Raw genomic sequence first — 14,011 nt, 5'->3', positions numbered from 1 at the left:
CGCGTGGCAATGGAGGCTGGCCCTCGCAGCAGTGACGACCAGACGGTGGAGCAGACCCACCGTGCGGCCCTCCCGGACCCCGACGAGCCAGCGGCCACGGCGCCAGCCGAACCCGTCGAGTCCTACGCCGAGCTGCGCCCGCCGCGCCGTCTGCGCCTGTGGCAGATCGCGCCCATCGTCGGCCTGGCCGTGCTCGGCTCCCTGATGTTCGCCTTCCCGCTGGCCTTCGAGTTCGGCGACGGCGGCGCGGTCGTGGCGATGCTGGGCCTGCTGATCACCGGCTGTGCGGCGGGCTGGGGCATGATGGCCGCCCGCCGGGTGGGCCACACCTGGCCGGGCCTGCCAGCCCGGGGCTCCGGCCGCACCGCCGACTGGCGCGTCATCGCCCTCTACGCCGTCGTCTGCGGCACCCTGATCGCCCTGGCCCTGTGGCGCGTAGCCCGGCTCCGCTGACCCGGCAACCTCCGGGAAGCCAGGTCGCGGTCGGTACAATCGCAGCGTGAACGCGCAGCCCGCCCAGGCCGTGACCTTCCTCAAGGGGCACGGGACCGAGAACGACTTCGTCATCCTCCCCGACGCCGACGGGCGGCTGGAGCTGTCCGGGCAGGCTGTGGCGCGGCTGTGCGACCGCCGGGCCGGGATCGGCGCCGACGGCGTGCTGCGCGTCGTCCGGTCCGCCGCGCACCCGCAGGGGAGCGCGCTCGCCGAGAGCGCCGAGTGGTTCATGGACTACCGCAACGCGGACGGCGGCATCGCGGAGATGTGCGGCAACGGCGTCCGCGTCTTCGCCCACTACCTGCACCGCGCTGGCCTGGTGAAGGACACGGAGTTCGCCGTGGCCACCCGGGCGGGCCTGCGCCGGGTACGGCTGGCCGGGGGCGGACTGGTCACCGTCGGGATGGGGCGCGCGGTGCTGCCGGAGCTGGACGAGGTGACCGTCACCGTCGGCGAGCGCAGCTGGCCCGCGCGGAACGTCAGCATGGGCAACCCGCACGCGGTGGCGTTCGTGGAGAGCCTGGAGGACGCGGGCAGCCTGCTCCACGCTCCGCTGGTCACCCCGGCGAGCGCGTACCCGGAGGGCACCAACGTGGAGTTCGTCGTGGACCGGGGTCCGGGCCACGTCGCCCTGCGGGTGCACGAGCGCGGTTCCGGCGAGACGCGGTCGTGCGGCACCGGCGCCTGTGCGGTGATGGTCGCCGCCGCCCGCCGGGACGGCGCCGACCCAGCGGACGGCGGTCATCCGGTCACGTACACCGTGGACGTGCCCGGCGGACGGCTGGAGATCACCGAACACCCGGACGGCGAGATCGAGATGACCGGTCCCGCCGTGATCGTCGCGGAGGGCACGTTCGAGCCCGCGTGGCTGAGCCTGGCCTGAACCCCGTCGCTCGATGGAGTGATCCCACCCACCCTCGGTCCGCACCCTGGCGATGGTGCGTGCTGGGGTCGGTAATATCGAGCAACTGACGGTGCGACACGTGTACAGGGGGCTGCCATGAGCGCGGTTCGGAGCCTCAGGAAGCTGAGCCGGGCCGCGGTAAGCGGCTCCGCCCCACGCGGTAGCCTGCCCGACGCCCTGGAGCACGTGGCCCAGGCACACCGCGCGCACCATCCCGGCGTCCCGCTCGAACCGCTGCGCCGCGCCTACGTGTTGGCCGAGGCATCGCACCGCGGGCAGCTGCGCAAGAGTGGCGAGCCGTACATCACCCACCCGCTCGCCGTCACCCTGATCCTCGCCCAGCTCGGCGCCGGGATGACGACGCTGACCGCCTCCCTCCTCCACGACACCGTCGAGGACACCGAGGTGACGCTGGGCCAGGTGCGCGAGGAGTTCGGCGCGGAGGTGGCTTACCTCGTCGATGGCGTCACCAAACTCGAAAAGGTGGACTACGGCGCCGCCGCCGAGCCGGAGACGTTCCGCAAGATGCTCGTCGCCACCGGTGATGACGTGCGGGTGATGTCGATCAAGCTCGCCGACCGCCTGCACAACATGCGCACCCTGGGGGTGATGCGCCCGGAGAAGCAAGCCCGCATCGCGCGCGTCACCCGCGAGGTGCTGATCCCGCTGGCCGAACGCCTCGGGGTCCAGGCACTGAAGACGGAGCTGGAGGACCTCACCTTCGCCATCCTGCACCCGCGGGAGTACGAGCACACCCAGCAGCTCATCCGCCAGCACGCCGCCGGGCCGGACCCGCTGCGCGAGGTGGCCGACGCCGTGCGGGCCGTGCTGCGGGACGCGCCGGTCGGCGCGGAGGTGCAGATCCGGCCGCGGCACGCCCTGTCCGTGCACCGGGTGGAGAAGAAGCGCGGCCCGCTGGGGCCGTGCGACTTCGGGCGCCTGCTGATCCTCGTCGGGGACGACGCCGACTGCTACGCGGTGCTCGGTGAGCTGCACACCTGCTTCACGCCGCTGATCGCGGAGTTCAAGGACTTCATCGCGGTTCCGAAGTTCAACCTGTACCAATCGCTGCACACCGCGTTCGCCGACGCTCAGGGGCGGGTGGCGGAGGTGCTGATCCGCTCGCGGCGCATGCACCGCGTCGCCGAGGCCGGAGTCGTGGCGCTGGGGGACCCGCACCGCCCGGCGGGGGACGCCGCGCCGCCCGCCGGGGCCGACGGCGACCGGGAGGCCGACGGTGACCGGGATGCGGAGGGCAGCCGGAACGCGGACGGGGAGCGGGAAACCGGTGCCCAGCGGGAGGCTGACGGCGAGCGGGACGACCCCACGCGTCCGGGCTGGCTGTCCCGCCTGCTGGAATGGCAGAGCCACGCCCCGGACCCGGACACCTTCTGGGCCCACCTGCGCGACGAGCTCGCCCAGGATCGCGAGATCACCGTCTTCTGCGCCGACCCCGGCTCCCTCGGCGACCCCGGCGTGCTGCACCTGCCCGGCGGCGCCACCTGCGTCGACGCGGCCTACGCGCGCTACGGCGCCCGGGCGCACGCCTGCATCGGCGCCCGCGTGGACGGCCGCCTCACCACCCTGGGCACCGTGCTCCGCGACGGCGACGCGCTGCAACTCCTCCTCGCCCCCGAAGGAGCCTCAGGCCCGGCTCCCCAGTGGCTGGAGCACGCCCGGACGCCCGCCGCCCGCATCGCCATCCGCCGCTGGCTGGACGCCCACCCCGAGGACGCCGCGCCCGCCGAGTCCGCCGCGGGCCCCGCCGCCGACGAGCGGCAAGCCGCTCCGCCGAGCCCGCCGCGCGGCGGACAGAGCGCGGCGGTGGCCGTGGAGCTGCCGGACCGCCCGGTGCGGCTCGCCCGCTGCTGCACGCCGGTGCCGCCGGACCGGGTCACCGGTTTCGCGGTGCGCGGCGGCGCCGTCACTGCGCACCGCGAGGGGTGTGCGGCGGTGCTGCGCATGGCCCGGGCCGGACGCGTCGCCGTGCCGGTGCGGTGGCGGCCGGAAGCGGGCGGGTGCCGGGTGACGCTGCTGGCCGAGGCGTTCGGCCGCCCACGCCTGCTGGCCGACCTGACCGAGACGATCGCCGTCCAGGGCGCCGCCGTCATCGCCGCCGACGTCGCGCCCCCGCGCGAGCAGCGGGTGCGGCACACCTACACCCTGCACCTGCCTGACGCCACCGGGCTTCCCGCGCTGATGCGGGCCATGCGTGCCGTGCCCGGCGTGTACGACGTCGTCCGCGCCACCCGTGCGGCGGTGTAACACCTCCGATCGGGTGCGCGGCTGACGCGTCGTCAGGCGTGCCGGGTGCCCTGCTGGTAGCGGTGGACCATGACCTCCGCGCCCCTCCCCGGTCCCACCGGTCCCTCCGGCCCCAGCGGCGCCGCTGCCGCCCGTCGCGCCGCCCCGCGCCCGGACCACCGCGCCGCCGTCCGGCCGCGGGCATCCGTCCGCCGCACGGCGGTCGCCGTCACCGCCGTGGCCACCTGCCTCGCCCTCGTCGCCGCGACGCCGTATCCGGGGCCGCTGGGCGTAGGGGACCGCCTCTTCCCGGAGCTCGGCAACCCCGGCTACGACGTTCTGCGCTACGACATCACCCTGACCTACACCGGCGACAACACCGTCCCGCTCCAGGCCCGCACCCGTATCCACGCCGAGGTGACCGGCGAGCGCCTGGAGACGGTGAACCTCGACTTCGCTGGCGGCACCGTGCGGTCGGTCAGCGTCAACGGCGCCCCGGCCACCTGGCAGGCGGCCGGTGAGGACTTGGTGCTCACCCCCGCGCGTCCGCTCACCGGGGGACAGCCCCTGCACGTGGACGTGCGCCACACCAGCCCCACCAGTGGTGCCAAGCCCACCGGCTGGATCCGGACGAAGGGCGACGGGCTGGCGCTGGCCAGCCAGCCCGACGCCGCCCACCGCGTCTTCCCGTCCAACGACCACCCCTCCGACAAGGCGCACTTCACCTTCCGTGTCACCGCGCCGGAGGAGTTCACCGCCGTCACCACCGGACATGCCGTCTCCCGCACCCGGCAGGCCGAGGGCGTCACCTGGACGTACCGGACGGCGCGCCCGCTGGCCACCGAGCTGGCCCAGGTCACCATCGGCCGCTCCACCGTGCTGCGCCGCCCGGGCCCGGACGGCGTCCAGCTGCGCGATGTCGTGCCGACGCGGCACCGCGCCACGCTGGAGCCCTGGGCGCGGAAGACCTCTGGGCACCTGGAGTGGATGACGGGGCAGGTGGGGCCTTACCCGTTCGACACCTACGGCGTCCTGGTCGTTGAGGCCGCCCTCGGCTTCGCCCTGGAGACGCAAACGCTCTCCCTGTTCTCGCTCGACTTCCTGGGCAATGAGGACTACCCAGCCTGGTACCGGGAGTCGATCATGGTGCACGAGCTGGCGCACCACTGGTTCGGCAACAGCGTCAGCCCGCACCGGTGGGACGATCTGTGGCTGAACGAGGGCCACGCCACCTGGTACGAGTGGCGGTACGCCGCCGGGCACGGCGGGCCGGAGCTCACCGAGCGCGTCAAGCGGGCGTACGAGTCCTCCGATCAGTGGCGGCAGGCGTACGGCCCGCCCGCCCGGCTCACCCCGCCCCCCTCCGGCAGTGAGGACAAGCTCAACATCTTCCGTCCGATCGTGTACGACGGCGCGGCGGTCGTGTTGTACGCGCTGCGCCAGCACATCGGCGCGGAGGCGTTCGAGCGGCTGCAACGCACGTGGGTCACCCGGTACCAGCACGGCGTGGCGTCCACCGCCGACTTCATCGCCCTGGCCGGTGAGGTCGCGGGCCGGGACGTGAGCGGCTTCCTGCGCGACTGGCTGTACGGAGAGAAGACCCCCGCGATGCCCGGCCACCCGGACTGGACGGCCGGCACCCCGTGAGCGCCCGGCCCCGGCGGCTGCCAGCCCGGTCCGGGGTGGCAGCCCAGGGCGTGCGGCCGGGAGCGCGGCGGCCTCCCCGGCGGTGCCCGCGCTGGACCCGCGCGGTAAACGGGGTGACGCCAGGCCCTTCGCGTGCCACCATCGTGACGGACCACGGCGTCTCGCGGACGCGGCTGGCGCGGGAATGAACGGCGTGTGTGACGCGTTACCCCTCGCAGGTCCGTTTTCTCTCCATCGACGTAAGGACAGCATTGACCTTCTCTTCTTCTCTTCCGCACCTCGGCCCGCGCACCGAACCGGCCCCGCGCCGTGCCGACGCCCTGATGGAGGAGGACGTCGCGTGGAGTGAGGGCACCGACGCCGAGCGGGACGGAGATCAGTTCGACCGCTCTGACCGCGCCGCGCTCCGCCGCGTCGCCGGTCTGTCAACGGAACTGCAGGACGTCACCGAGGTCGAGTACCGCCAGCTGCGGCTGGAGCGGGTCGTGCTCGTCGGCGTCTGGACGTCGGGCACCGCGCGGGACGCGGAGAACTCGCTCGCCGAGCTCGCCGCGCTGGCCGAAACAGCCGGTGCCCACGTGCTCGACGGCGTGATCCAGCGCCGTGACAAGCCCGATCCGGCCACCTACATCGGCTCCGGCAAGGCCGAGGAGCTGCGGGACGTCGTGCTGCGCAGCGGTGCCGACACCGTGATCTGCGACGGTGAGCTGAGCCCCGGCCAGCTGATCCACCTCGAAGACGTCGTCAAGGTCAAGGTGGTGGACCGCACCGCGCTGATCCTCGACATCTTCGCCCAGCACGCCAAGTCCCGCGAGGGCAAGGCGCAAGTATCGCTCGCGCAGATGCAGTACATGTTGCCCCGGCTGCGCGGCTGGGGTCAGTCGCTGTCCCGGCAGATGGGCGGCGGCGGCTCCGGCTCGTCCGGGGGCGGCATGGCCACGCGTGGTCCCGGTGAGACCAAGATCGAGACCGACCGGCGGCGCATCCGCGAGAAGATGGCCAAGCTGCGCCGCGAGATCGCCGAGATGAAGACCGGCCGTGACGTCAAGCGGCAGGAGCGGCGCCGCAACCAGGTGCCGTCCGTGGCCATCGCCGGATACACCAACGCGGGCAAGTCCTCGCTGCTCAACCGGCTCACCGGGGCGGGCGTGCTGGTGGAGAACGCCCTGTTCGCCACCCTGGACCCGACGGTCCGCCGCGCCGAGACGCCCAGCGGCCGCCAGTACACCCTGGCGGACACCGTCGGCTTTGTCCGCCACCTGCCGCACCACCTGGTCGAGGCGTTCCGCTCCACGATGGAGGAAGTCGGCGACTCCGATCTGATCCTGCACGTGGTGGACGGTTCGCACCCGGTGCCCGAGGAGCAGCTGGCCGCCGTGCGCGAGGTCCTGCGGGACGTCGGCGCGGTGGACGTGCCGGAGATCGTGGTGATCAACAAGGCCGACATCGCGGACCCGCTCGTCGTCCAGCGCCTGCTGCGCGCCGAGCCGCACGCCCTGGCCGTCTCCGCCCACTCCGGCGCGGGCGTGGAGAAGCTGCTCGCCGTGATCGACACGGAGCTGCCCCGCCCCGCGGTCGAGGTGGCGGCCCTGGTGCCGTACACCGAGGGCGCGCTCGTCTCCCGCGTGCACACCGAGGGTGAGCTGCTCTCCGAGGAGCACACCGCCTCCGGCACGCTGATCAAGGCCCGCGTCCACGACGAACTGGCCGCAATCCTGCGGCCGTACGCCGCGTGACGTGCCCTCCCGGCCTGCCCTGACCTTCGCCCCCGTCGGCCTGACGGGGGCGTCCGTCGTTCCACCGGGCTTCCACCGGCTCCGGGTACGTACCCGGGTGAGCCACGGGCCGCGGGCGCTGGCCGCCGCCTGCTCCGCCGCCCGGGATGACCGGTGGCCCGGCCCGGTGTGTGATCCGCGTCAACGTCTGGGGCGGGGGAGGGCGGGAGCGCCGTAGCATGGCCGGGAACGGCGCGCATCCCGCACGCAGGGAGCGCGACCCTACGCATTCGGAGGAGTCCGGCACCGTGCTGCGCACCATGTTCAAGTCGAAGATCCACCGGGCAACGGTCACCGAGGCCGACCTGCACTACGTGGGATCGGTCACCATCGACGCCGACCTGCTCGACGCCGCCGACCTGCTTCCCGGTGAGCTGGTACACATCGTGGACATCACCAACGGAGCCCGCCTGGAGACCTACGTCATCGAGGGCCAGCGCGGCTCCGGCGTCATCGGCATCAACGGTGCCGCCGCGCACTTGGTGCATCCCGGCGACCTGGTGATCCTGATCAGCTACGGGCAGCTGGAGGACGCTGAGGCGCGCGCGTTCCGGCCTAAGGTCGTGCACGTAGACGAGGACAACCGCATCGTGGAGCTGGGCTCCGACCCGTCCGCCCCCGTCCCCGGAACGGACACGACGCGCAGCCCGCTGGCTGTCGCCTCGGCCTGAGCGGGGCAAGAAAAGGGGTGTGGGAGACCCCACACCCCTTTTCGCTTCACCGCCGCGTACGGTGCCCCCGGCGCACGTCCGGTATCGCGTCAGCCGGACAGCGCGTCGAAGACCGCCTTCGTCTCCGCGCCCAGACGCGGGCCCGCGAGCCAGGTAGCGGTGGGCGGGCCGACGGACGTCACCGAGTACAGCACGTCGTCACCGTCCGGGCCCCTCGCCACCCAGCCGCCGCCGGAGGAGCCGCCCGTCATGGTGCAGCCCATCCGGTACAGCGTCGGCTGCGCGGCGTCGATGGTCAGGCGGGAGGGGGCATCGGTGCAGCTGAACATCGCGGAGCCGTCGAACGGCGGGGCTGCGGGGTAGCCGCGGGCCGTCACTTCGCCCAGCGCATCCACCGCTGGCTGGCTGAAGTTGATCTCCACCGCCGCGCCGGCCGTCTCCTGCAGCGAGGCCGCGCCGCCGTCCTCCGGCTTGACCTCCAGCACCGCGAAGTCCTGAGCCGCGCCCGCGCCACCGGTGTTGGCGCCCGCGGTGCGCCAGTGATCGGTGGTGGCGGCCCGCGAGGCCCACCAGATGCCATGCGGGAGGACGTCCTCCTCCGGAGCCGTCGCCAGCTGCTGCGCTGGCAGGCTCTGGTTGTTGTATCCGGGCACGAAGACCACGTTGCGGAACCAGCCGCTGCCCTGGCCGCCGTGCACGCAGTGCCCCGCGGTGGCGACGAGGTTGGACTTCCCCGGGTTGGCCGGGTCCTGGACGACCGTGCCGGAGCAGACCATCTGGCCCTGCGGGGTGTCCATGAACACCTTGCCGTAGGGCGCCGCGTTGTCGGTGTAGGGCGTGCGCACCGGGGCCGCCTCGACGGGCGCGGGCTCGGGGTCGGTGACGCCCTCGTCCTCGGTGGAGCCGTCGCCGTCACCCTCGGGCGTGCCCTCGATCTCCTCCTCCTCGACCTCGCGCTCCGGCTCCTCGGCCTCCCGCATGCGCTGGCGGTCCCACAGGTCCTCGATGATCGGGTTGATGAAGTCCTTGGCGTCGCCGAGCCAGCCGTCGGGGTCCCAGTTATCCCACTCGCCCTCCTTCCAGCGTTTGAGATCGTCGAGGTCGAAGGGCAGGTCCTCGGGCAGGGCGAGCTCGTCCGGGTTCAGGCTGCCCGGGGCCGACGCGCTGGGCTTGGTGTCGTCCGGCTGCACCTCGTCGGGGCCGCAGGCGGTGGCGGCCACCGCGAACGCGGCTACCAGTGCGGCCGTGGCCAGCGCCGGACGGCGCCGCCGCGCGGCCTTGGACATGGCTGACATGTACGAACTCCCCCTGAAACGATCGTCGTGCTGAGCGGCTTGTCATGCACCGAGCCGGAGCGCGGTGACCCCCAACTATGCCGGTGCCGCGTACGACGGCGCTCGCCGGGTCCGCGGTTCCGCCTGCCCAGCCCGGGTTGGCAGCCGATCTTCCGCCCGGCCGTGATCTCCCGCCGTCCGCGTCGTTACTCCGTACGGCTGCGCAGCGGCCCACACGTTCAGGGAGGTCTTGTGGACGAACGCGCCGAATCGGCCGAACCCGAGACGAGGGATGCCCCCGTGGTGCGGCAGCGCCCCGCCGCGCTGCTGGACGACGCGACGGTGCCACGCCAGGCACGGCGGACGCCCGGGGTTCACCCACCCGGGGCCCCGGCTCCCGATCCGCTCGACGATCCGGAGCCGGCTCGCGCCGCCGACCACGCCGCGGCGGAGAACCTGCTGCGCTGCTGGCTCCGCGAGACCGGACCGGGCACCCCACCCGAAGGGGGCATGCTCGCCCTGCCGTTGACGGCCTGCGGGACGGCGGTGCACGTGCCCGTGCGGTACTGGTCCGCCACCGGCTGGCACCGTTTTGGCCCGCCCCGGCTGGCCGTCGCGCCCGCCAACGCCCCGGACCTCGACGCCCCTACCCTCGCCGCGCTGCTCGCCCGCGAAGCGACCCATCAGCACTCCAGCGGTATCGAGGACGGCACCGATCTGGTGAGCCGCGTGGCCGACTCCGTCCGCCGCACCACCCGCTTCGTGGCCGCACGCCGCGCTGCCCCCGAACCTCCGGCGGGCCACAGCCGGTTCCTGGCCGCCGAGCAGTCGCTTGTCTTTGGCCACCCGATGCACCCCGCGCCCAAGAGCCGCGAGGGGCTGTCACCGGAGGAGGCCGAACGCTACTCACCGGAGCTGCACGGCACCTTCCGGCTGCACTGGTTCGGCGTGGACCCCTCGGTGCTCGCCGCCGACTCCGCCTGGACGGAGAGCGGCCGCACCCTGCCCGCCGCCCGGCTGGCCGCCCGGCTCGCCCCCGGCCTCCGGCTGCCTACGCCCGACACGGTGCCGCTGCCGCTCCACCCGTGGCAGGCCCGCGCGGTGCGGCACCGCCCGGAGGTCCGCGCCCTGCTGGACGCCGGTCTCCTGCATGACCTCGGACCACACGGCGACCTCTGGCACCCGACGTCGTCCGTGCGCACCGTGGCCCGGCCGGATACGCCCGTCATGCTCAAACTGTCCCTGGCCCTGCGCATCACCAACTCGCGCCGGGAAAACCTGCGCAAGGAAGCACAGCGCGGCGTGGAGGTGCACCGGCTGCTGCGCAGCGGGCTCGGCGAGCAGTGGCGCGCGGCCCACCCTAGCTTCGACATCGTGCGCGACCCGGCCTGGCTCGGCGTCAACAGCCCCGACGGACAGCCGGTGCCCGGGCTGGACACCGTGCTGCGGCACCACCCGTTCGCGCCGGGCGACGACGCCGTGTGTCTCGCCGCGCTCACCTCACCGCGACCCTGGCCCGGCGTCCCCGGCCACCCGACGCGTTCCCGGCTCGCCGACGCCGTCCACGGCATCGCGGCCCGCGGCGGGCGTGCGGTGACCGCCGTCGCCGCCGAGTGGTTCCTGCGCTACCTGGACGCCGTCGTCGCCCCGGTGCTGTGGCTGGACGCGCACGCCGGCATCGCGCTGGAGGCGCACCAGCAGAACACCCTGGTCCTGCTGGACGCCGAGGGCTGGCCCAGGGGCGGAAGGTACCGCGACAACCAGGGCTACTACTTCCGCGCCTCGCACCGTGCCGCGCTCCAGGCCCGCGTCCCGGGCGTCGGCGAGACCAGCGACTCCTTCGTGCCCGACGCCGTCACCGACGAGCGGTTCGCCTACTACCTGGGCATCAATCACGTGCTCGGCCTCATCGGGGCCTTCGGCTCCCAGCTCGGCGTCGATGAGGCCCTGCTGCTCGCGGCGCTCCGGCACTTCCTCGCCGGGCGGGCGAGCAGCACCCACGGCGAGCCCTGCTCCCCGCTCCCGGCCCTCCTGCTGGACGCACCGGCGCTGCGCTGCAAGGCGAACCTGCTCACGCGGCTGCACGGGCTGGACGAGCTGGTTGGCCCGGTCGATACCCAGTCCGTGTACGTCACGCTGCCCAACCCGCTGGCTGACCGCTGACCCGCCCGCCGAGAGGAGGCGGCTGCCGTGCCGTCCACCGATCCCGTGACCCGCGTGGGCACCCCGGGGCCCGCCGCGCCGCCGTCCGGCTCGTCCGGGTTCGCGCTCGGCACGTCCGGGCCTGGCTCGGGTCCGTCCGGCTCCGGCTCCGCCCCGCCCGGACCCGCGTTCGCCCCGCCCGGCTCCGGCCCGGATGACGAGGACACGCTGGAGCTCCAGCTCCCGGCCGAGTTCGTCGCCGCCCATGGCCAGGACGCGCCCCCGGCCGGGACGCCGGACAGCGAACTGCTCGGCGCCGTGGCCGACTGGCCCCCCGTCACGTCCGCCGCCGGGGCCTTCCACCTGGTCCCCGTCCGGCTGGAGCGCGACCTGGAGCTGCTCACCGGCTGGATGAACGACCCCGCCGTCGCGGCGTTCTGGGAGCTGGCCGGTCCGGCCGAGACCACCGCGGCCCACCTGCGCACCCAGCTTGCTGGGGACGGCCGCAGCGTGCCGTGCCTGGGCGTGCTCGACGGAACACCGATGAGCTACTGGGAGCTGTACCGCGCTGATCTCGACCCGCTGGCCCGGCACTTCCCCACCCGCCCGCACGACACCGGCGTCCACCTGCTGATCGGCCCGCCCGAGCGGCGCGGACACGGCGTCGGCACCGCCCTGCTGCGCGCCGTCAGCGAACTGGTGCTCAGCCACCGGCCGTCCTGCCACCGCCTGCTGGCCGAGCCCGACGTGCGCAACGCCGCCTCCGTCGCCGCGTTCCTGCGCGCGGGATTCCGGCTGGCCGCCGAAGTGGACCTGCCGGACAAGCGGGCCGCTCTGCTCGTTCGCGACCGCACGCGGTGCCCGACGCCATAGCGTTCCGCCAGCACGTCGTTCCCAGCGGTCCTGCCCCCGCTCTCGCCACCGTCCCCGGCGCCCGGCGGCGAGCGGAAGGACCGGAGCAAGCCCCTCTGACTCCGCCGTCGCACACCGAGGAGAACGCACTTGCCCTCCATACCTCCGGCGCCCGCCGCCGCCTGGCACGCCGCCGCCCGCCGCCTGTTCGCCAAGCTGCTCGGCGAGTTCGCCTACGAAGGCGTGCTCACCCCCGAACCCGAGGACGCGGAAACCACGGCGAGTACCAGCGGCCTCCCCCGGGCAGACGCCGACCACGCCAGCGCCCCGCGGCCGTACCGGCTGGCCGTGCCCGGCAGCCACGTGTACCGGTTCAGCGCGCGGCGCGGAGCCTACGGGCACTGGGAGGTAGATCCCGACTCGATCACCCCGGCCACCGACCCGCTCGCCTTCCTCGCCGACGCCCACGGCACCCTCCTCCGGCTCCCTGGCGACACCCTCGGACACCTGCTGCGTGAGCTGACGGCCACCCTCGCCGCCGACGTCCGCCTCGCGCGGTCCGCGCCCACCGCCGCCGCCCTCGCCGACCTCGGGTACGCCGAACTGGAGGGACACCTCACCGGGCACCCCTGGCTCGTCGCCAGCAAGGGCCGCCTCGGCTTCTCCGCCACCGACGCCCGGCGGTGGACCCCGGAGGCCCGCACCCCGGCCCGGCTGCCGTGGCTCGCCGTCCACCGTTCGCTCGCCCGCTACCGGGGCACCCCGGCGCTGGCCACCGCCGACCGCCTGTACGAGGACGAGCTGCCCGCGCGCGTCCGGCAGGCGTTCGCCCGCGCCGTCACCGAACAGGACCGCGACCCCCACGACTACCTGTGGCTGCCGGTGCACCCCTGGCAGTGGGACGAGACGATCGCGCCGCTGTTCGCCGCCCAGATCGCCGACGGCCTGGTCATCGAGCTGCCCGAGGACGACGACTTGCGGGTGCCGCAGCAGTCGGTGCGCACCTTCCTCAACGTCAGCCGCCCCGCGGCCCGTACCGTCAAGCTGCCGCTGTCGGTACTCAACACGCTCGTGTGGCGCGGCCTGCCCACCGAGCGCACGCTCGCGGCCCCGGCCGTCACCTCCTGGATTCACCATCTGCGCGATGCCGACCCGTTCCTGCACGAGGAGACCCGGGTCGTCCTCCTCGGCGAGGTGGCCTCCGTGACCGTCGAACACCCGCTGTACGACCGGCTGCCCGGCGTCCCGTACCAGTACCGCGAACTGCTGGGATGTATCTGGCGCGAGCCCATCGGGCCGTACCTGGCGCCCAGGGAGCGGGCGCGCAGCCTGGCCGCCCTGCTGCACACCGACCCGGCGGGCCGCTGTCTGACCACCGAGCTGGTGCACCGCTCCGGCCTCGCACCACAGGTATGGCTGCGGCACCTGTTCCAGGCCCTGCTGCCGCCGCTGCTGCACTTCCTGTACCGCTACGGCACCGTGTTCTCGCCGCACGGGGAGAACGCCGTCGTCGTCTTCGACGAACAGGACGTCCCGGCGCGGCTGGCGGTCAAGGACTTTGTCGACGACGTCAACCTGTGCGCCCAGCCGCTGCCGGAGCTGGCCGAGGTGCCCAGCGAGGTGCGGGCGACGCTGCTCACCGAGCCGCCGGACTTCCTTCCGCAGTTCATCCACACCGGCCTGTTCGTCGGCGTCTTCCGCTACCTCGCGCCGCTGTGCGCCCGGCAGCTCGGCGTACCTCAGGCCCGGTTCTGGACGCTGGCGCGCGAAGAGGTGCTGCGCTACCAGCGGCGCTTTCCCGAGCTGAAGCGCCGCTACGAGCTGTTCGACCTGCTCACCGAGCGCATCGGACGGCTGTGCCTCAATCGCAACCGGCTGTACGCCGACGGTTACCGCGACCGCGCGGAGCGGCCGCACGCCGTCGTGGACGGCACCGTTCCCAACCCTCTGCACGCTGGGTGACCAGACGAGCGCGGTGTCAGCGGGACCCCTTAGGGTGGCTGCCCT

General features: G+C 73.8%; 10 protein-coding genes. 9 read left to right on the top strand and 1 reads right to left on the bottom strand.

From position 1 onward, the window contains the following. Window positions 1-3: 3 nt before the first annotated feature. The 6 genes from JJV70_RS01745 (at window position 4) to panD (ending at window position 7,736) form a co-directional block, all read left to right on the top strand. Window positions 4-453: a hypothetical protein gene (locus JJV70_RS01745; protein WP_374227226.1), complete on the top strand. Its 450-nt coding sequence runs from the start codon at window positions 4-6 to the stop codon at window positions 451-453. A gap of 46 nt (window positions 454-499) precedes the next feature. Continuing rightward, window positions 500-1,378, top strand: a complete 879-nt coding sequence (gene dapF / locus JJV70_RS01740; RefSeq protein WP_219045679.1) for a diaminopimelate epimerase — start codon at window positions 500-502, stop codon at window positions 1,376-1,378. A 117-nt stretch (window positions 1,379-1,495) separates the two neighbouring features. After that, entirely contained in the window at window positions 1,496-3,664 is a 2,169-nt protein-coding gene (locus JJV70_RS01735; RefSeq protein WP_219045678.1) for a bifunctional (p)ppGpp synthetase/guanosine-3',5'-bis(diphosphate) 3'-pyrophosphohydrolase, read from the top strand. Window positions 3,665-3,733: 69 nt separating this feature from the next. Continuing rightward, window positions 3,734-5,290 carry a M1 family metallopeptidase gene (locus tag JJV70_RS01730; RefSeq protein WP_219045677.1) on the top strand — a complete coding sequence of 519 codons (1,557 nt, stop codon included), beginning with the start codon at window positions 3,734-3,736 and terminating at the stop codon, window positions 5,288-5,290. A 251-nt stretch (window positions 5,291-5,541) separates the two neighbouring features. Continuing rightward, entirely contained in the window at window positions 5,542-7,026 is a 1,485-nt protein-coding gene (hflX, locus tag JJV70_RS01725; RefSeq protein ID WP_257573137.1) for a GTPase HflX, read from the top strand. Window positions 7,027-7,313: 287 nt separating this feature from the next. Beyond that, entirely contained in the window at window positions 7,314-7,736 is a 423-nt protein-coding gene (gene panD, locus JJV70_RS01720; protein ID WP_219045676.1) for an aspartate 1-decarboxylase, read from the top strand. 89 nt (window positions 7,737-7,825) lie between these two features. On the opposite strand, the gene JJV70_RS01715 is transcribed toward panD, so the two are convergent. Continuing rightward, window positions 7,826-9,031 carry a serine protease gene (locus JJV70_RS01715; RefSeq protein ID WP_219045675.1) on the bottom strand — a complete coding sequence of 402 codons (1,206 nt, stop codon included), beginning with the start codon at window positions 9,029-9,031 and terminating at the stop codon, window positions 7,826-7,828. Between the two features lie 231 nt (window positions 9,032-9,262). Between JJV70_RS01715 and JJV70_RS01710 the strand changes: the two genes are divergently transcribed. From JJV70_RS01710 to JJV70_RS01700, 3 genes are all read left to right on the top strand, one after another. Then, window positions 9,263-11,173, top strand: a complete 1,911-nt coding sequence (locus tag JJV70_RS01710; protein WP_219045674.1) for an IucA/IucC family protein — start codon at window positions 9,263-9,265, stop codon at window positions 11,171-11,173. Window positions 11,174-11,200: 27 nt separating this feature from the next. Further along, window positions 11,201-12,025, top strand: a complete 825-nt coding sequence (locus JJV70_RS01705) for a GNAT family N-acetyltransferase (protein ID WP_374227225.1) — start codon at window positions 11,201-11,203, stop codon at window positions 12,023-12,025. A gap of 129 nt (window positions 12,026-12,154) precedes the next feature. Then, on the top strand, window positions 12,155-13,966 hold the full coding sequence (locus JJV70_RS01700) for an IucA/IucC family siderophore biosynthesis protein (RefSeq protein ID WP_219045673.1): 1,812 nt from the start codon (window positions 12,155-12,157) through the stop codon (window positions 13,964-13,966). The last annotated feature ends 45 nt before the right edge of the window (window positions 13,967-14,011 follow it).

The organism is Streptomyces sp. JJ66, assembly GCF_019303495.1.
GTDB lineage: Bacteria > Actinomycetota > Actinomycetes > Streptomycetales > Streptomycetaceae > Streptomyces.
This window is presented reverse-complemented; position numbering and strand designations above follow the sequence as displayed.

Coding starts and splice junctions, on each gene's coding strand:
- JJV70_RS01735 (WP_219045678.1), top strand. CDS start 1,496: ATGAGCGCGGTTCGGAGCCTCAGGAAGCTGAGCCGGGCCGCGGTAAGC.
- JJV70_RS01730 (WP_219045677.1), top strand. CDS start 3,734: ATGACCTCCGCGCCCCTCCCCGGTCCCACCGGTCCCTCCGGCCCCAGC.
- JJV70_RS01715 (WP_219045675.1), bottom strand. CDS start 9,031: ATGTCAGCCATGTCCAAGGCCGCGCGGCGGCGCCGTCCGGCGCTGGCC.